Raw genomic sequence first — 17,157 nt, 5'->3', positions numbered from 1 at the left:
CATGGCTTACACCTCGCCCTTGCTCTTGACGCCGCCACGCGGGTCCTGCAGGTTGACGCCGAAGTCGTGGTACCCACGCATCCGGATGCCGAGCATGTTGAAGTCGGCCTCCGAGCTCTCGACCGTCGGGGCTTCCTTGCCGTCGAGGAACGCGACCTCGATCACCGGCAGGTCGTTGGGGTCCGCCAGCAGGTACCACGCCTTGGCGGAGTTGCCGGTGTAGACGGCGTTGGCCAGGTAGCGGCTGACCTCGATGCGGAACTTGCCCTGGTGTGGGTTGGCAATCGGGAACTTGGTGTTCGCGGTGGTGTCCCGGAGCTCGACGCTCTTGTAGAGCTGCGTGCCCATGGCCGAGAGCGCCGTGGGCACCAGCATGATCGACGGCATCACGCCCGTGGGCTTGCCATCGGAGTCCACCAGGTCCATGAACGCCTGCTCGACCTTGGTCAGACCATCGATGCCGAGCGCCGTATCCGCGCCGGTGACGAAGTTCTTGTTGCCGGCGCTGAAGAACGCCGCGTTGTTCAGGAACGCCGTCCAGAAGACGTCGTTGATCTTCAGGCCCGAGCCCCGGCCGAGCTTGCGGGGCACCGTGGTGATCGCGCCGAGGTCATCGTTGATGATGTCGCGGCGATCGATCGACAGCATCAGGGCGTAGGTGCTGGCCTTGTTGGTGTAGGTCTCTTCGCCGAGCGTGCCGTGCTTGATCTCGCCACCCGCGCCGATCTCCTCGTATTGGTCCTTACCGATGAGGCGGTAGCTGGTGACCGTCTTGAAGTCGTTGACGTTGCGGACCGCGCAGATGTTCCGCCACACGCGCTCGACCGAGAAGAACCCTTCGAGCAGGAACTTGTTGGCGACATTCGACAGGATGCCGCCGACATCGATGGTGGTCATGCCCGCCTCAATCCCGCGACCGAAGGCGGCTTCGAGCACGCGGCGGCTGTCACGGAACGTGCGGCCCGTGTAGCCGTTGGCGATCGCGGCCTCGAAGAGGAGTTCCTGCAGGCCTAGGCCGCCATTGAAGCGTTTGGCGGCGACGTCCATTGCTTGCTCCGAGCAGACCTTCTCGATGCCTTCGAGCTTGGCGCTCTGGAAGCACGCGGCCTCCAGCACCTCGGTGGTCACGCTCGTGTCCGGAGTCTGAACGAACGGGATCTTGGGGCGGCTGGCACGGAGCACTTCGAGCTCGGTGCGGGTCGCGTCCCAGCCGTCACGGATGGCCTGGGCCTCGATGCTCGTGTGCTTGCCGCCGCAGACCTTGCGGATCGCGTCGATGCGGGCCGTCTCGGCCAGCGCCGCGGCGCGGATCTGCTCGGGCGTCTGCTCGGTGCCAGTGACGGGGGCATTCGCGGAGGGAGACGGAGTGGGATTGGAATCGTCGGCCATGACGCTGGGCTCCTTGTGAAGACGCGCGGCGATGCTCGCGCTGGTGCGGCCGTCTGCGCCGAGATCCACGAAACTGATCTCGCCGAGCGTGGCCTTGCGGACGACGTTCACCGGGCCGGTGATCTCCTGGCCGTTGACCGTCGCCTTCTGGTTGTCCTTGATGAACTCGAACTCCTCGACGCTCGCGCCGACGGAGGCCTGCCAGGGGAATCCGTTCCGGCTGGAGGCGACGACTTCCTTGGCGGCGGGCGTGTCGCGGGAGATGACCCCAGTCGCGACGAGCTGACCGGCCTCCACGCGGATCGCGTCAGTGTGGCCGACGCCCGAGAGCGGGTCGTGCCCGAAGCGGATGGGGCGTGCCTGCGACGGTACAGCCAGGCCCGCGAGATCGATCACGACAGGGGCGCGCCACCCCGCGACGCGCATCGCGCCGCCGGTGTACGCGACCATCTTGAACCGGGGCAGCGGCGCGCTCTGACCGTCCGCCGCGGCGGAGAAGGTGATGTCCGCAGTCGCGGTGAACGTGAGCGCGGGGAGGATCTTCATGGAGTCAGTTGGCACTGGCGGTCTCCTCGTCAACGGTGTCTGCGGGGTCGGTGTTCTCGGCGGGCGCGTTCGGGGCCGGAGCGGCAGCCGGTGCGGTTGCGAGTGCGAGGCCGAGCTCGTTCATGAGCGCGAGCTCCTTGGCCCGCTGGCGGAGTTCCTGCTCCCAGTCGCGACCCTGCCGGGCGAACTCGACGGCGAGCGTGGTGGTGTGGTTGGCCAGACGCGTAGCCTGGGCGCTTGCTTCCTTGGCGGGATCGACGTGCTCGACGCCATCCCAGAACCACGCGTGGTCCGGGAGCGTGCGTGCGATCGTGCGGAGCGACTGCGGGAGCAGACCCTCGACCAGCACCGCCTCGTTGAGCCAGGCCTTGAGGATGCGGTCGAGCACGGCGAGCTGCATCTGGTGCTGCTCGACGCGGATGCTCTTGAAGTACACCTGGTGGTCCAGGCGGCCGCTGGCGTAGTTGTAACCCGAGGAGTTGCCCGCCGCGACGTTGAACGGCATGTTCAGGCAGCGGGCGATCTCGTTGAGGATCTCGCGCTTGAACTCGCCGAAGGTCGTCGTCGGCTGCTCGGCATGGACCTGGCCGAGCTTCCATCCGCCCGGAAGCACCGTGGCGAGACGCTGCTCAAGCTCCACCTCGTCCATCGGCTCCAGCGGATCGGCCTCGCCGTTGGCCGGCGCGTCGGTGTAGATCACGGCGGCGAAGTTGGCGGCGGTCTCGGCGGCCGCGATCGTCGCCAATGTGTACCGGCGGAGCTGCGCGAACAGCGGGAGCGCGGGCGTGATGTCGGGGATGCCGCGGAGTTGGCCCGGCCGATCGGCCCGGAAGTAGTGCACCACCGCCGCGGCGGGGAGCGTGTCGTACGCCAGCAGATCGTCGGCAGGGGCACGGAGAGCGCTGCTGTCGCCGGGGTGCCGCTTGAGCACGCGGTACGCGGAGGGGTTGCCCCACTGGTCCAGCAGGATGCCGTCGATCTCATCGCTCCGGCCACGACGGATAAGGGGCGAGCAGACCTGGTCGGCCTCGATGAGCTTCACGTCGAGCGAGACCTGGGACAGGACTCCGGGGTTGTTCACCAAGAGCGCGAACGCCTCGCCAGTCTCGGCGCGGGCCATCCGCATGGTGCGGAGCTTGCCGGGCAGGTCGACCGCCCGGGACCACTGCTCAAACGCGTCCTCGATACGGGCGTTGGCCTCGGCGTCGCCGGTGAGCATCTGCAGCCGGGGACCGGTGCCGATGGTGTCGTTGGCGAGCGTGAGGACGATGCCCTTGGCGTAACTGTTGTTGGCGACCTCGTAGCGGGCCCGGTTGCGGAGGACGCGACGGACCTCGGGGTTGATGGCGGCGTTGGGCGACAGGCCATCGGCGTTCGCCCAGTGCTTGCGGTTGTCGGCGGTGGTCTGTGCCGAGTCGAACTTGGCGACGACCAAACGACGGCCGCCGCGCGACCCACGTCCATGCGAGTCTCGCGACGCCGCCGGGGAGGGGGAGCCGGTCTGCGTCCCGCGACCGACCCGGCTCATGATGTTGGCGATGGCTTTCAGCATGGGCGTGAGATCGGGTCAGACGGAACCGGGAGGAACGATCTTGGCGAACTTGATGCCGAGGCCGGGCTTCCTCGCGGCGTCCTTGGACGCGAGGTAGCGGTCGGCCTCGATCTGGTCCTTCAGCGGGTGCTGCTCGACGGACTGGCCGTCCACGGACGCCTTTGCAGGCTGCGACGCGTTGTCGCGGATGGCCTGGTCAAGATTGGGGGTGGGGTCGGGCAAGGCGCAGTTCTCCATAGAGCACCTAACCCGTTGCACACTCTGATCCCGAACCGCGTGTCCCGAATGTGCGAAGTTGTTCCACCGGTAGAACTCGGCTGGCTCGCTTAGGCTCCGAGCCGCTCGGTGGTCGTCACGCGCCGGCCGCAGTTCCGGCACGCGCGACGGCGGCGGATCACGCCTCCAAGCGCCGCACGGGTGTAGAGCACCTCGAAGTGACGACACCCGCACTTCGGACACGCCAGCCCCCTGGCCTGGACCCCGCTCGGTCGTGGTGATGGCTTGGGCTCGTTCACGGCTTGCCTCTCCTCAGTTGCGAGAGCTTCAGCCGCGGCCGCGCGACCACCTTGGCGTCGGTCCCGAAGAGCACCGCCCCCTCCATCGACGCCGCCACAGCGCACCCGACCATGCAGTCCAGCCAGTGGTTGTCGAGACCCTCGACGCGGAGCTTCCACTCGTCGACGGTGCGTCCACGTCCCTCGGTCCGCACCCGGTACTCGCTGGTCAGGTGTTCCGCGAGGAGGCGGTGATGTTCGGGCTTGTGACCGAAGAGCGACAGACCGCCCGGGTCGCCCATCGGCACGGCGAGCCGCGCATGCACGAACGACTTCCAGAAGTTCGTGTCGAAGAGCACGTGCCGCACCGCTCGTTTGCCGGTGACCACCGGGACGCGCCAGTTCAGCCCAACTCGCTCGCCCCGCTTGCGCTTGTAGTCGCTGAATGGCAGGCTGCTCGCACCGACGTATCGGCCGTGGCTGGGCATCAGCACGCTCGCGTGCGGGCTCTGGCGGCAGAACTGGTAGACCACATCCGTGGATGATCCCCAGTTGGCGTCAATCAGGCAGCGGTCGATCCGCACCATCGCACCGTCGTCGCGCCGCCACTCGCGGGCAACGGTCTGTTCGATAAGACGCTCCAGCCCGCCGTAGATCGCACCCTCGACGCCGGCACGGGGAGAAGCGGCCCCGAGCGTCCGCTTGATGTCGCGGAGCGTGAAGTACGCCTGCTTCTGGTCCGGCTCGGTCCCGTAGTCGATGACGTGCCCCGTGAAGTCGTCCTCCCATGCGGCCACGAGATAGAACAAGGCCTTGCCCTGCACGTCCACGAACATCGTCAGGTGCGAGCACCCCAGGGGCACGAGCCCGCGGGCGTGCCCGTTCACCTTGGCGGCGATCTGGTCGGCGCTCAGCAGGTCGTCGGCGACTTCGACCTCCGGCAGCGGCTCGTTCTGGTACTCGGCGAAGAACGCCGCCTCGTTCTGCAGCCGCAGGTTCATGGCGTGCTGCACGGCGGACAGTTCGTCGTGGTTGAATCGCTCGGGCCAAGCGATGACCGCCCCCGCGTCCATCTCCGCGCGATGGGTCTTGTAGAACGCGGTCGCCACTGCTCCGCCCTGGTCGGCCTTGAGCCCTTCGGCACGCAGCCGGGCGTACTCGGCCCACAAGCGGTCTGCGGTGGGGAACGAGTACACCATCTTCGTCCGCTCGCCCTGCCACTGCGGGTGCTTGTCCCGATCGAGAATGCGGTCAGCTAGGTCGTCGGGCCGGACGACCGTCAGCGTCATGAGCCCCGCGATCTTCCGGCCCGGACCGGCCAGCCCCAAGATCGCGCCGGCAAGGATCCGCTCGCGGTTGGCGCACTGCGATGGCGAACGGGCGCTCTCGTCGGTCTGCGGGTCGTCGATCAGCACCAGCGACGGGCGCACGCTCACGCCGTCGACGCGCTTGTGCTTCATGCCCCGGATGCGGCCGGTGATCCCGGCGACGCGGATGATCGCGCCCGACGCCGCCGAGCCCGGGATGGTCGGCAGCACGATCTCGCGGGCTGTCCAGCCGATATGCGTCTGCTTCCCCTGGTAGAGCTGCCCTGAAGCCCGCTGATGGATGCCCTCGAGAGACCGGATGGGATGGCAGACCTCCGGGAAGTCCGCGCCGAGGATCTCGCTGTTCTCCAGCTCCGCCTTGATCGACTCGAGCATCCCCGCCGCGTGCTCCTCGTCCGAGCCGATGAGCGCGACGAACTCGCGGTGCCCGTACAGCAGCGCCCACAGGCACGCCACCTCGCACAGGCTGGTCTTGCCCGAGCCGCGCGGCATCGCCATCGCGAACAGCCCGCCGTCCAGCACGGCCTGCTCGATCTTGGCGATGACCTTGAGGTGGTCGTCGGACCACCTGAGGTGGAACGTCTGCCCGAAGTACGTCTCGCAGAAGTACCGGAAGTCCTTCGCGGCCCGCGCACGCCGCGCGGGGTCAGCGACGGGAGGCAGGTCGCCGATGTCGCGGCCCGAGAGCGAGAGTATGGCGTTGCGGAGCCGAGCCCGCTCCTTCATCGCCTCGTAGCCCGTGAGCCCCTCGGGTGTGCGGGCCGCCTCGGCCAGGGCCTCGTGCCGCGTCGTCACCAGCCACGCCACGTAACGAAAGAGATCGACCTTGCCCGCGTCGCCGTCGGCCGCGACGCGGAACCCCGCGCGCGTGCGATGTCGGTGGAGCTGCCGCTCGCTGATCACCTCGCCCAGCGGCGTGCTGTTGAGCAGCCGCGCGAGCTCACCGGGCTTGAGTTGGCGTGGGTCAATCGCCACCTGCACCCCCCACGGACATCTCCTTCACGAGCCACGCGGCGTAGTGGACGAGGTTGATGGTGCCGTTCGCGTTCGTCGGCGCGCCTGCGTCGATGTCGGCGCGGAGCATCTCCTCGGTGATGTGCTTGCCGCTTGCTCCCCCGATGCGCGTGAGCACCCGCGCGGCATCCGCGACGCCAAGCGCGGCGGGGTTGAGCCGGGAGGTTCCCTGTCCCGATGCGCCGTGGGGCCCGGAACTAGGCGCGTGTTCGGGAGTCATCGCGGACCTCCCTCGCGAACTTGCCCACATCGCGGACGCAGTTGCCCACATGTCGCGGATTCATCGAGAAATGCAGGCCGAACGCCTTGCCTGTTCCCCATCAGCCGGCCAATGTGTGTCACACGCGAGCGGCAAGAACGAACCCACCGCACGCGACGGAGACCACGAACATGGACGCGACCACGAAGACCACGATCGACCTCACCAAGACCCTGGCCAAGGCCGGGTTCCGAATCCCCGCGATCGAACTCCACACGCCGGACGGACGCTGCTGGAGCATCGCCACGGTTCCCGCGGGTCGCGGACGCCACCTCGACGGCCACTGGGGACCACGCCCCGGAGCGCTCGGTGGCTTCCGCCTCTTCGAGATCGACCGCGAGAACGAGGACGCCCCCAACGAGCACGACGCGATCGACGGCGATACCTGGACCGCCGACGAACTGATCGACTACCTCCGGGCGGTCGGCCAGCCCAAAGACACGACGAGTTGGGACCGCCCCAGCGACAACCGCCCGACGACCTGAAGCCCGCGTAATGCGGGCTTCGCTGTTTACCAGAGACCACCAGAACCCCCGACCCCAAGGAGCACGAGCATGACGAAGCGCACCCCCAAGACCACGAAGCCAGAACCGACCGCCGCAGAGATGTACGCCGCTCGCCGCAACGACATCGCCCGCCTGATGGATGTGCTGCAGATGGAACTCGAGAAGCACGCCGACGCCGCCAAGGCCGACCCGCGCAACTGGGGCTTCGCGGGAAGCCTCGGGAAGGTCCGCAGCGACCTGATCGACCTGGTCGGGTTCCTCAGCAACATGGACCGCGAGCACGTCGAGGCCTTCCTGAACGACGCCGAGTAACCAGAACCACCAACCGCAAGGAGCCACGCCATGACCATCAAGACGATCGTGATCGAGGGCATCGACCAAGACATCACCATCCGCCGCACCGACCGCGGCGCGGAAGTGACCATCGAACAGCACACCCGGCGAGCGGGCAGGCAGGACATCTGCATCGCGCACATCGCCCGCGACGAGGACCGCGAGAGCCGCTACGCGAAAGCCACCGAGGTCGCCAAGGTGGTCTACGGGACCGATCGACGGGGCCGGGCCGCCGCCACCAACTCGATGGTCCACGAAGTGCTCACCGAGATGGAGCGCGTCGCGGGCTGCTGACAGACCCCACGCGGCGTCGCGGGGAACCGCGACGACCACGCTTCCCCGCCGCAGCGTGCGGCGGGATTCCGCACGAGACAGAAGGAGTTCGACATGGCACGCAAAGGCACGATCAAGAACATGGGCAAGGTCCAGCGCGAGATGGGCGACGCCCGCAAGGCCCGCGCGGCGGCGAAGGCCGCCCCGGACGCCAAAGCCTCCAGCACGGAGCGCCTCCGCAAGGCGGCGCTCGCCGAGATCAACGGCCGGTTGGCGGGCGGCAAGCAGGACCACGAGGTCCCAAGCGAGAAAGAGGTCGCCAACAACGCGAACGTGGATGTGGCTGCCAAGGGGACGAAGGCCAAGAGTGAGAAGGCACCCAAGACGGCCAAGGCCCCGAAGACGCCGAAGGCCCCAAAGCCCAAGCGCGTCAGCGCCCTCGACGCCGCCGCGCAGGTGCTTGCCGCGAGCGAGGTGCCGATGCGGGCCAAGGAGATGATCGCCGCGATGGAGGCCAAGGGGCTGTGGCGCTCCCCCGGCGGTAAGACGCCCGAGGCCACGCTGTACGCCGCCATCATCCGCGAGATCGCCGCCAAGGGCACCGCCGCCCGCTTCAAGAAGCACGAGCGCGGGGTGTTCGTCGCGGGGAAGGGAGCCTGAACCATGACCGCGACGCCCGCCCCAAACCGCGAAGCGCAACTCGAAGCCGTGCTCCAGGCCGCTCTCTACCTGCTCGGCGCACGCCAAGACCAGATGCTCACCATCGAAGAGTGGACCGACCTCGCGCGGGCCGTCGCCGCCTGCCAGGAACGGAAGACCGCCGACTACCTGACCGAGCACGACCTCGAGGACATCGCCGAGCGCTACGCCCTCGAATGGGACGAAGCGGTCGACGGCCCGCTGCCGACCCTCGACGAGTGAGACACACATCACGCCTTGCTCCCAGCCGCGACGCGTGTCGCGGCTTTCTCTTCGGCCACAGCGTTTGAGCCAACCCGCTCCGCCTTGCGGCCCGTGAACTTCTCCCATCGCTGCACGATGACGTCGCAGTAGAGCGGGTCGAGTTCCATCAGGTACGCCCGCCGCCCCGTCATCTCCGCGCCGATGAGGGTGCTCCCGCTGCCGCCGAAGAGGTCGAGCACGTTCTCGCCCGGCCGCGACGAGTACTCGATGGCGCGGCGGGCCAACTCGACGGGCTTCTCCGTCAGGTGGACCATGCTCTGCGGGTTCACCTTCTTGATGCTCCATGTGTCCGGCACGTTGTTGGGGCCGAAGAAGCGGTGCGCCGCGCCCTCCTTCCAGCCGTAGAAGCACCACTCGTGGTTGCCCATGAAGTCCTTGCGCGTCAGGACCGGGTGCTCCTTGATCCAGATCACCGCCTGGCTGAAGTACAGCTCCATCGCCTTGAGCACCGGCGGGTAGTTGGCGCAGTTCGCGTAGCCGCCCCAGATGTAGAAGCCCCCGCCGGGGATCAGCACGCGGGCGATGTTGCCGAACCACGCCGCGAGCAGGCGGTCGAACTCCTGGTCGGACACGAAGTCGTTGGCCAGCGGCCGGTCCTTGGCCCGGAGCTTCTTGTGCGTCGGCTTGGACTTCTCGGGGTAGCGGTGCAGGTCCGCCGACTGCTGGTCGCCGGCGCTCGCGTCCTTCCGCTGCGCCATCGTGAACGACGACAGCCCGGCCGCGATCGCGTTGTTGCTCCGCGGCTCGACCTTCACGTTGTACGGCGGGTCGGTGTTGACCAGATGGATCGGCTGGCCGTCGAGCAGTCGGTCCAGGTCCTCGGGCTTGGACGAGTCGCCGCACATCAAGCGGTGGTTGCCCAGCACCCAGATGTCGCCGGGGATCGTCGTCGCGGCGTCGGGCGGCGCGGGCACATCGTCGGGGTCGACGAGACCTTCGTTGCCGGCGGGAGCCATGATCGCCGCGAGGTCCTCGGCGCTGAAGCCCAGCAGCGCGAGATCGAAGTCGACACCCTTGAGGTCCGCCAGCTCGATGGGCAGCAGTTCCATGTCCCACGAGGTCAGCGACGCGACCTTGTTGTCGGCGATGCGCAGCGCCTTGACCTGGTCGGGCGTGAGGTCGTCGGCGCGGATTGTCGGCACCTCCTTCAGCCCGAGCTTCCGCGCCGCGCGGAGCCGCGTGTGCCCGGCGATGATGATGTTGTCGGCGTCGATCAGGATCGGGATCTTGAAGCCGAAGGCCTCGATGCTCTTGGCGACCGCGTCGATGGCGGCGTCGCTGATCGTGCGGGGGTTGCGGTCGTACTCCTTGACCGCGTCGATGGGAAGCGTCTCGATGTTCACAGCGATCTCCGTTCGGACGCGCGGCGGCAAGCGCCAGCGCGTGGGGCGTCGTGGTGGCCCGCCGCACATGCGGCAGGTCCGGGGGGCTGGGATGGCTGGATCGCTGGTTGGCTGGATCGCTCGGGCTGACGGGCCCGTCCGGGGGGCGCTCAGCGCCCCGAATCCCGCCCACTACAGGCCCCGCCCGTTGGCCACGGGTCCGCCCACGTTGGCCCACGTCGCGTCCTTGGCGGGAGGGCCTACCAACGCCCCGAGTCGCTTCTGGCGGGCGGGGCGGCACCCAGCGGATTCGGAGGGTGTTCGGAGCCGGGATTGGCTCCGCAGTCCAACACGCCGGCGACCCCGCACCAGCGAACGACCTCGCGGCACAGCGCGATGAACTCGGCGTTGGTCATGGCGTTCTTCGCGCGGTTGACGTCCTTGTCGAGGATCTGCGCGTTCTCGATGATGTGCTGACCGCCGAGTCGAATGGGCACGATGTGGTCGAGCGCCGCCGACTCCGGAGTCAGGGGCCGCCCCGACAGTGCGCACAGGTGCCGCTGCTGACTCAGGAGCTTGAGAACCCCTGGGGCTGAGATCGGAGTGCAGGCGGGCGGTTGCGCTTGGGGATGTACCGACGCGTCGGGGTCACCCTGGACGCCGCCCACTTGTGCCACGCTGGGCGATTGACGTGCTTCAGAGCGGTGATCGCGTTCTCGACCGCCAGAACCGCGAACACCTCCCACGTCGGACGCCATCGCCTCGGGCGCGGAGACGTCGGCGGCTGGCTCAGACGGATCTGCCAGCCGACCACCATGCTGTGAACGGCACGCGGCCAGGGCGACGCCAGCATCACGCCGTTGCGAGCGTCCGCACGGAGTTTGCTGGCCATCTTGCCGGCCGCCTTGCGCCACTCTTCCTGCATCAGTGCATCCATGCATTCGCGACCTCCACAAGCGCTCGGACAGACGAAAGAAACTCTGATTGGTCCCGCGGCTGTTCCCGCGGGCCAAGCCTCGCGACCTGGCCCGGGAAGTACCTAACGCCATCCGCCTCCCCGCCGTTCGGCTTCGGGCTGTTGGGCTGGCGGTAGGCGCGGGCTGGCACGCGACCTGCATGGGCGCGGTGGGGCGGGAGGGGAGAAGTACATGATGGAAGAGAGAGATCTTTCAATCTTTCAATACCTCCCTTCCGCCCGTGCGCGTGCCCACGCGTGCGCGTATCGCCTACGCGCGCGGTGACTAGTTGAAAGATTGAAAGATCCGGTTCAGGCAAGGGCATACACCACCTTCGGCCGCGTCGAGGAGGATTCCTCTTCCTGCCGCAACTGTTGTGTCTCCAGCAGGTTGTCGATGACTTCCTGCCGCTCCCGCTGGGTTAGCCACTGGGTCTTGCGGCAGAGTTCACTGCGGGAGATCCTTCCGCCCGCCTTGCGCACCACTCGCACGACGCGCTTCTGCCGAGCGTCGAAGACGCCGTCGGCGACCCACTCGTGGGCGATGTAGAGCATGCGGCGGGTGAGGTACGACGACAGGTCGCACGCCCAATGGGCGGCGTCGGCGTCGATCACGGGCTTCTCGGCGTTCGCGGAGCACGCGTAGATCAGCGCGAGGCGGCACGCCTTCTCCTCGGCGCGGGCCCACAGCGACCGCCCCGTCTCGTCGGGCTTGCCCAGTTCGGCATCCACCGTTGAGGCAAGCGCATCGAACACATCGCCCGCCTCCGGCGTGGTCTCGACCACGATCGGCTTGGGGTGCTCCTTGAAGAGGTTGCCCCCGGGCTGCTGCGCTCCCCACCATTCCGCTGCCTGCTTCAGCGGTTCGGGAACACTCAACGCCTTGGCCCGCTGCCGCGCCGGCGTCTCGGCCGACTCGAACACGAGCAAGCGAGCGATGAACCCGTCGCTGAGGCTGTCGGCGGTGAGGGACTCGAAGAAGTGCTCGGGGACAGTTGTGCCGTAGACACTGACGCACGGCTGGTCGACCACCTTGTTCCGCTTGGCGTCGGCGTAGGCCTTGCCGCGGAAGATCGTGTCGGCGCTGCTGTAGAGCTTCATCAGCGCCGTCAGCACGTTGAACAGGTGCGGGGCCTTCTTCGGGTCGCCGATGGTGCGCAGGAAGCGGCCGAACTCGTCGATCTGGAACAGGACCGCCGGCTCGGCCTCCACCGCGGTCACCAGCCCGGCGTCGGACGCGAGGTCCTCGTTGCCCTCGTGCTCGACCATGTCGGCGGCGAAGAGGATGTTCTTGTTGACCTTGCGGGCATTGTCCTTGCCAGCGCCGGAAGGTGCGACGCCGACGCAGTAGACGTTGGTGCGGTTGCCGCGCTCATCGCGGACCTTGCGGGCCGCGAGCACGGCCTGCAGGCAGATAGCGGCCGCGAGGGCGAGCACGGGCTGCGGGCGCGTCGCCGTGGCCAGGTTGTACGCCACGACCTGTTCGATGAATCCAGGCACGCGGAGCAGGTGGGCGGGGAACGGACCGGGATCTGGCGGACGCTCCGAGCGGGCCCGCTCGACGACGCCACGCCTGGGCTCAGGGTTGAACTCGGACAGATCAACGTCGCTGGACTCGGCGGGACCCGCATCGCGCAACCACCCGTGCGGACGGTCGTGCGGTTTGCTGGCGGCGTCCGTCACCTTGTGCCGCAGTTCCTTCTCCGACCACGGCGGCTCGCACCGCGGGTTGTACCGTTCCCGCAGCAGCGAGAACGCCGCCTCCGGGTCGAGCCCAAAGCCGTGCACCATCGCCGTCGCTGCCGCGTACGTCTGGCTGTGCCCGCCCGAGCCGGAGATCGCTGGTGGGATGCGGTCGAGGTACGCCGCGGCGCGGCGCAGCACGGCGTCGCCCGCTGGGAACGTCGGCGTTCCGAGCGCCTCTGGCTGTGAACGCGGACGTTCTTTGCGCCCGTGCCTGGCCTCAGTCACGGCCTCAGCCAGCGCAGCGACGGCGGCGGCCAGTTCCCCGGCGTCGACCACGGCGGGATCGCCGTCGAGGTGGTCGTAGGGCTCCCCGCTGGGATGGATGCTCGGGCCAACGACGGTCTGCGCCCCGGTGCTCCGCAGCTCGACGATCATCTTCTTCGACACCGGGTCCTGGTGCTTGCGGGTCTTGATCCCCTCGCAGATGTACCACCAGTGCGACGCGGGCTTGCCCGGCCGTCCGGACATCGCGCCCGTCGGCGGCAGGAACTTGGGCGCGAGCGCCACCGCTTCCTCGCAGTCGAGGTCGACATCCACCAGCCACCCGCTCGGCTCGCCCAGGAGCACGCCGATGTTGCCGGTGCCGTTGAAGTGCGCTGGTAGGTCGCTCTCGGAAAGGCGCAGGTCCGTCCACCCCTTGAGCACGGGTATCTTCTTCCGCGCCGGCACAGGGATGACCGCGTACCCGCGTGCGAGGTACGTGCGCGCCGACTCGAGCAGGATGGAGGATCCATCGCTCATCAGAAGGGAATCTCGTCTTCGGGGATGCCGTACGTCATGCCCGCGGGCTCCGGCGGCCGGTCCGGCAGGCCTTCCTCGCTGTCCAAACGCGGCGGCTTGTCGCCAAGCACGTGCTGGGTGACACGCTCGAACTGGTCGCCGGCCTTCTTCTCAACGGTGATCGAGAGCGTCGGGGCGAGCGCCCCGGCCTTGGCCATGTCGACCGCCTCCTCCGTACCGCCGGGCACCGGCTCGACCGATCGTGCCCGCCACCAGGCTTCCGCCTTCGTTCGCGCGTATCCGGAGTGGTCGAAGCAGACCCACTCGCGGAAGTAGCGGTTGAAGCCGACGCGGTACTCGACCCGCATGGTCAGGGGCGCGGAGGGATCGCTCCGCTTCATATGGACGTGATACGTCGTCTCGCTGACACGGTGCTCTTCGCGGGTGGTCTGGCCGCTGAGGATGCCCTCGGTGCTGGCCTTGGCCTCGTGCTGCTGGCGGTTCGGATCGGGGAACTGGTGCCCGCACTGCGGGCAGGTCTGGTATCCCGCCGCGATGAGGGCCTGGCAGTTCGGACACTCCTTCGCCGGGGCTTCGCCGTCGCCGCGATCGTCGGTGGCGATTCGGATCGCGTCGACCGGCCCGTGCCGGAGCACGTTGCCGCCGAAGTCCAGCACGAGACACTCAGTCTTGCCAGGGTGCAGCCGGAAGCCCCGCCCCACCATCTGGTAATACAGGCCCGGCGACATGGTCGGGCGCACAAGCGCAACGCAGTCGATGTGCGGGGCATCGAAGCCGGTGGTGAGGACGTTGACGTTGCACAGGTACTTGAGCTCGCCGGAGCGGAAGCGGCCGAGGATCGCCGCCCGCACGCCGTCGGGCGTGTCGCCGGTGACGAAGCCGCACTCGATGCCGTGCTTGGCTTTGAGCACATCGACGATGTGCTGCCCGTGGCGGATGCCCGAGGAGAAGATCAGCGTGGCGCTGCGGTCCTTGGTGTGCTGCGCGATCTCCGCGCATGCGCCCTCGACCAGCCCGTCTTTGTCCATAAGGTCCTCGACCTCGCTGGCGACGAACTCGCCGGCGCGGACGTGCAGGTCGTCGGTGCTGATCTTCTGGATGCCCGCCTTGGTCTTGAGCGGCGACAGGAATCCCTGCACGATGAGCTCGCGAACGCCGACCTCGTAGCAGACGTGGTTGAGAATGTTCTCGGGGGCGCAGATCGCGCCGGACTTCAGGCGGTACGGCGTGGCGGTGAGCCCGATGACGCGGACGTTGGGGTTCACGACCTTGGCGTCGGAGATGAACTGCCGGTACATCCCGTCGTCCTCGGCGGGGACCATGTGGGCCTCGTCCACGATGATCAGATCGACCGGCCCGAGGTCGCAGGCCTTCTTACAGATGCTCTGGATGCCCGCGACGGTGGCGCTGTAGCCGAGGTCCTTGCGCCTGAGGCCCGCCGAGTAGATGCCCACGGGCAGGTCGGGCGCGATGAACCGAAGCTTCTCGGCAGTCTGCTCGAGGAGTTCCTTGACGTGCGCGAGGATGACGACTCGTCCGTTCCATTGCGTGACGGCGTCGCGGCAGATCGTCGCGATCACCGGCGTCTTGCCCCCGCCGGTCGGGATGACCACGCACGGGTTGTCATCCCGACCGCGGAGGTGCGCGTACACCTGGTCCACCGCTTCGCGCTGGTACGGGCGGAGCTCGATCCTCGGCGTCGAGGGGGTGGCGACGATCATCAGCGGGCCACCTCCTCGGGCAGGGGGAAGTGCTCTTGCGTCGCCGCGTACAGCCTGGAGATCGCCTCGCCCTTGAGGAACGCGACGAGGGCCCGCTGCGTCTTGGTGTACCGCTCGTGCCCGGCCTGCCGCGAGTGGCCCGCCTTCTCGCACAGGAACTGACGGAGCAGCACCACGGCCACGGCACCGCCCTCGGGCACCACGCCGGTGCCGAGCATCCGCCCGAACTCGCGGAGCCGGTCGTGATCGCACGAGTAGTACGCCCGTCCGATGACGGCCCGGGTCGCCGCGCACGCGATCCACCGGGCACGCGGCAGCGCCTCAACCGCGAGTTTGACCGCGGCGGCGTGCTTGCCCAGCGCTTCGGCCGCCTGGGAGGGCGTAAGGGCGACGGGCCCGGCGAGCCCGCCGAGCATCGCGCGGAGCACGGCCAGGTCCGTCGTTCCCACCTCTCCGTGCCCGCCGCCGAGACGGAGAACGTCGCAGAGCGAGCGGGACTTCCCGCAGTCGATCGCCATCAGCGCCTCGCGGGTGACGTTCCGCCAGACGTGCATCTCGATGGGCGTCTCGGACATCACCACCGCCCAGAGCCGGTGCTGGCCGTCGAGCAGGATGCCGCTGGGGTCGAAGGCGATGCCCTCGTGCGTCAGCTTCCATTCTCCGCTCGCCATGTCGCGGGCGAGGCGCTGGACGTGCGCGTCGCTGACCTTGCGGTTGGAGGTGTTGGCGTTGTCGAGCCAGTCCATCGCCATCGCGGGAGTCACCAGCACGCGGGTGACTGTCGGCTCGGGGCCGGAAAGGGAGAGCGTGGCGTTGCGGGAGGCTCGTCGGGCCCGCTCGACAGCGGTCTCGGCGCTGGCGGCGGCGTTCAGGGCGAATCGAGGGGTCATCGTGGTCATTCGTGGGCTCCTTCAAGGCAGTGGGTCAGTTCGGGAATCAGGGCGCGGACGAACTCCGCGCCCATGGCGCTCAGGAGGCTCCGGGCCGCCCAGCGCGGGTCGTGGGGCAGCTCGATGGCCGTCTTCTTGCTCGGGGTGGAGTGCCCGCGGACGGGCGTCATCGCGTTCGGGGCGATGGCACCGCGGGTTCGGTCGGGGTTGCCGGCCTTCCGGCGGCCGATGTTCCGGGTCTTCATCACGGCGGTCGTGCCGTGCTTGGTGGTGTAGGAGCGGGTAGTCTGGGAAGGCTCACTATCGTTTTCGGATAGTGAGCCTCGAAGACGGCCCACGAGATCCGGACCGACGCAGCAACGCCGAGCAACCTCGCGGTTGGACCACGGATTGCCATCGTCGTCCGTCGCGACCAGTGCGTTCGTGAGCATCGTGAGAACGGCCTTACGCTTGTCGGCGTTGGTCCGGCGCAGCCCGTGTTCGACGTTGGCCGACAGCGAGTGCAGCACGGCGTCGCGCAGCGTGCCGGCGCGCACGTCCGCGGCGATCGTCTCCCGCCCGCAGCGCCGGTGGGCGTGGTACCGGTGGAACCCGTCGACCAGCCAGAGATTTGCGCCGTCGCGGACCACCACCACCGGCGGGAAAACCGCGCCCTCGCGCAGGGCCTCGGCGTACTCGGACACCGTCTCTTCGGAGATCGCCTCCCGCGGCTGCGTTCCGCCGTTGATCTTCAGGCTCGTCAGGCTCAGTTCTTCAGTGCTCATGCTCGGTCTCCGATCCCGGGTGAGCGATGTGCTCGATCACCACCAGCACCTTGCCGCCCGGCGTCACCGGGCCGCGTTCAACCACCAGCCGATCGATCTGCGAGTCGTCGCGGTACGCACCGCCTTTGGCGAGCGCATCGAGCAGGGCTTTCTGCACGTTGTCGAGGTCGCGGCGGCGGTTGTCGGGCGGGCAGACGGTGACACGCACCTCGAGCCGCCCGTTCATCCGCACCACCCGCCTCGCCGCGAGGGCGGCGCACACGCTCGCGCGGTAGCGCCGTCCCTCGCGGCTCAGCACGGTCCTGGAGCCCATCCGCCGCCAGATGTGGTTCACGCTGGGCGGGTACGGGAGCTCGAGGAC

The 17,157-nt window shown here is 68.3% G+C and carries 19 protein-coding genes; 5 read left to right on the top strand and 14 right to left on the bottom strand.

The window, feature by feature from the left end:
• Positions 1-6: 6 nt before the first annotated feature.
• The 6 genes from IPK69_02405 to IPK69_02380 form a co-directional block, all read right to left on the bottom strand.
• The gene (locus IPK69_02405) at positions 7-1,950 is read right to left on the bottom strand and encodes a hypothetical protein (protein ID QQS09495.1); all 1,944 of its coding nucleotides are present in this window, start codon (positions 1,948-1,950) and stop codon (positions 7-9) included.
• On the bottom strand, positions 1,940-3,487 hold the full coding sequence (locus IPK69_02400) for a phage portal protein (protein ID QQS09494.1): 1,548 nt from the start codon (positions 3,485-3,487) through the stop codon (positions 1,940-1,942). Before IPK69_02400 ends, IPK69_02405 begins: the two co-directional genes overlap by 11 nt.
• A 15-nt stretch (positions 3,488-3,502) precedes the next feature.
• Positions 3,503-3,724 carry a hypothetical protein gene (locus IPK69_02395; GenBank protein ID QQS09493.1) on the bottom strand — a complete coding sequence of 74 codons (222 nt, stop codon included), beginning with the start codon at positions 3,722-3,724 and terminating at the stop codon, positions 3,503-3,505.
• 89 nt (positions 3,725-3,813) lie between these two features.
• Positions 3,814-4,002 carry a hypothetical protein gene (locus IPK69_02390; protein ID QQS09492.1) on the bottom strand — a complete coding sequence of 63 codons (189 nt, stop codon included), beginning with the start codon at positions 4,000-4,002 and terminating at the stop codon, positions 3,814-3,816.
• Entirely contained in the window at positions 3,999-6,284 is a 2,286-nt protein-coding gene (locus IPK69_02385; GenBank protein QQS09491.1) for a phage terminase large subunit family protein, read from the bottom strand. Before IPK69_02385 ends, IPK69_02390 begins: the two co-directional genes overlap by 4 nt.
• A complete protein-coding gene (locus IPK69_02380; protein ID QQS09490.1) occupies positions 6,274-6,543 on the bottom strand; it encodes a hypothetical protein in 270 nt (89 codons plus the stop codon). The genes IPK69_02385 and IPK69_02380 overlap by 11 nt, the downstream gene beginning before the upstream one ends.
• A 170-nt stretch (positions 6,544-6,713) precedes the next feature.
• On the opposite strand from IPK69_02380, the gene IPK69_02375 reads away from it, so the two are divergent.
• The 5 genes from IPK69_02375 (at position 6,714) to IPK69_02355 (ending at position 8,615) form a co-directional block, all read left to right on the top strand.
• Positions 6,714-7,067, top strand: a complete 354-nt coding sequence (locus IPK69_02375) for a hypothetical protein (protein QQS09489.1) — start codon at positions 6,714-6,716, stop codon at positions 7,065-7,067.
• Between the two features lie 69 nt (positions 7,068-7,136).
• Entirely contained in the window at positions 7,137-7,400 is a 264-nt protein-coding gene (locus IPK69_02370; GenBank protein ID QQS09488.1) for a hypothetical protein, read from the top strand.
• A gap of 30 nt (positions 7,401-7,430) precedes the next feature.
• Complete coding sequence (locus IPK69_02365; protein QQS09487.1) at positions 7,431-7,715, top strand: hypothetical protein; 285 nt, start codon at positions 7,431-7,433, stop codon at positions 7,713-7,715.
• A gap of 93 nt (positions 7,716-7,808) precedes the next feature.
• Positions 7,809-8,354 (top strand): winged helix-turn-helix domain-containing protein, encoded by a 546-nt coding sequence (locus IPK69_02360; protein ID QQS09486.1) that lies wholly within the window; start codon positions 7,809-7,811, stop codon positions 8,352-8,354.
• A 3-nt stretch (positions 8,355-8,357) separates the two neighbouring features.
• Complete coding sequence (locus IPK69_02355; GenBank protein ID QQS09485.1) at positions 8,358-8,615, top strand: hypothetical protein; 258 nt, start codon at positions 8,358-8,360, stop codon at positions 8,613-8,615.
• 8 nt (positions 8,616-8,623) lie between these two features.
• Here the strand turns inward: IPK69_02355 and IPK69_02350 are convergent, their stop codons facing one another.
• The 8 genes from IPK69_02350 to IPK69_02315 all read right to left on the bottom strand — a co-directional run bounded on the left by IPK69_02350 (position 8,624) and on the right by IPK69_02315 (position 17,109).
• On the bottom strand, positions 8,624-10,069 hold the full coding sequence (locus tag IPK69_02350) for a ParB N-terminal domain-containing protein (GenBank protein ID QQS09484.1): 1,446 nt from the start codon (positions 10,067-10,069) through the stop codon (positions 8,624-8,626).
• Positions 10,070-10,239: 170 nt separating this feature from the next.
• Positions 10,240-10,476: a hypothetical protein gene (locus tag IPK69_02345; protein QQS09483.1), complete on the bottom strand. Its 237-nt coding sequence runs from the start codon at positions 10,474-10,476 to the stop codon at positions 10,240-10,242.
• A gap of 71 nt (positions 10,477-10,547) precedes the next feature.
• Positions 10,548-10,916 (bottom strand): hypothetical protein, encoded by a 369-nt coding sequence (locus IPK69_02340; GenBank protein QQS09482.1) that lies wholly within the window; start codon positions 10,914-10,916, stop codon positions 10,548-10,550.
• A 330-nt stretch (positions 10,917-11,246) separates the two neighbouring features.
• Positions 11,247-13,421, bottom strand: a complete 2,175-nt coding sequence (locus tag IPK69_02335) for a DUF3987 domain-containing protein (protein QQS09481.1) — start codon at positions 13,419-13,421, stop codon at positions 11,247-11,249.
• On the bottom strand, positions 13,421-15,142 hold the full coding sequence (locus IPK69_02330; protein ID QQS09480.1) for a DEAD/DEAH box helicase: 1,722 nt from the start codon (positions 15,140-15,142) through the stop codon (positions 13,421-13,423). The genes IPK69_02335 and IPK69_02330 overlap by 1 nt, the downstream gene beginning before the upstream one ends.
• On the bottom strand, positions 15,142-16,041 hold the full coding sequence (locus IPK69_02325; protein ID QQS09479.1) for a hypothetical protein: 900 nt from the start codon (positions 16,039-16,041) through the stop codon (positions 15,142-15,144). The genes IPK69_02330 and IPK69_02325 overlap by 1 nt, the downstream gene beginning before the upstream one ends.
• Positions 16,038-16,796, bottom strand: coding sequence for a ParB-like nuclease domain-containing protein (locus IPK69_02320; protein QQS09478.1), 759 nt, complete (start codon positions 16,794-16,796; stop codon positions 16,038-16,040). The genes IPK69_02325 and IPK69_02320 overlap by 4 nt, the downstream gene beginning before the upstream one ends.
• Positions 16,786-17,109 (bottom strand): RusA family crossover junction endodeoxyribonuclease, encoded by a 324-nt coding sequence (locus IPK69_02315; protein ID QQS10398.1) that lies wholly within the window; start codon positions 17,107-17,109, stop codon positions 16,786-16,788. Before IPK69_02315 ends, IPK69_02320 begins: the two co-directional genes overlap by 11 nt.
• Positions 17,110-17,157: the final 48 nt, after the last annotated feature.

The sequence above is a fragment of the Phycisphaerales bacterium genome (assembly GCA_016699835.1).
In the GTDB taxonomy this organism is placed as follows: Bacteria; Planctomycetota; Phycisphaerae; order Phycisphaerales; family UBA1924.
Note: the sequence above shows the minus strand (reverse complement) of the source record. Positions and strands in the feature narration are given on the sequence as shown.

Coding starts and splice junctions, on each gene's coding strand:
- IPK69_02400 (QQS09494.1), bottom strand. CDS start 3,487: ATGCTGAAAGCCATCGCCAACATCATGAGCCGGGTCGGTCGCGGGACG.
- IPK69_02395 (QQS09493.1), bottom strand. CDS start 3,724: ATGGAGAACTGCGCCTTGCCCGACCCCACCCCCAATCTTGACCAGGCC.
- IPK69_02380 (QQS09490.1), bottom strand. CDS start 6,543: ATGACTCCCGAACACGCGCCTAGTTCCGGGCCCCACGGCGCATCGGGA.
- IPK69_02375 (QQS09489.1), top strand. CDS start 6,714: ATGGACGCGACCACGAAGACCACGATCGACCTCACCAAGACCCTGGCC.
- IPK69_02370 (QQS09488.1), top strand. CDS start 7,137: ATGACGAAGCGCACCCCCAAGACCACGAAGCCAGAACCGACCGCCGCA.
- IPK69_02365 (QQS09487.1), top strand. CDS start 7,431: ATGACCATCAAGACGATCGTGATCGAGGGCATCGACCAAGACATCACC.
- IPK69_02360 (QQS09486.1), top strand. CDS start 7,809: ATGGCACGCAAAGGCACGATCAAGAACATGGGCAAGGTCCAGCGCGAG.
- IPK69_02355 (QQS09485.1), top strand. CDS start 8,358: ATGACCGCGACGCCCGCCCCAAACCGCGAAGCGCAACTCGAAGCCGTG.
- IPK69_02350 (QQS09484.1), bottom strand. CDS start 10,069: ATGTGCGGCGGGCCACCACGACGCCCCACGCGCTGGCGCTTGCCGCCG.
- IPK69_02340 (QQS09482.1), bottom strand. CDS start 10,916: ATGGATGCACTGATGCAGGAAGAGTGGCGCAAGGCGGCCGGCAAGATG.
- IPK69_02335 (QQS09481.1), bottom strand. CDS start 13,421: ATGAGCGATGGATCCTCCATCCTGCTCGAGTCGGCGCGCACGTACCTC.
- IPK69_02330 (QQS09480.1), bottom strand. CDS start 15,142: ATGATCGTCGCCACCCCCTCGACGCCGAGGATCGAGCTCCGCCCGTAC.
- IPK69_02325 (QQS09479.1), bottom strand. CDS start 16,041: ATGACCACGATGACCCCTCGATTCGCCCTGAACGCCGCCGCCAGCGCC.
- IPK69_02320 (QQS09478.1), bottom strand. CDS start 16,796: ATGAGCACTGAAGAACTGAGCCTGACGAGCCTGAAGATCAACGGCGGA.
- IPK69_02315 (QQS10398.1), bottom strand. CDS start 17,109: ATGGGCTCCAGGACCGTGCTGAGCCGCGAGGGACGGCGCTACCGCGCG.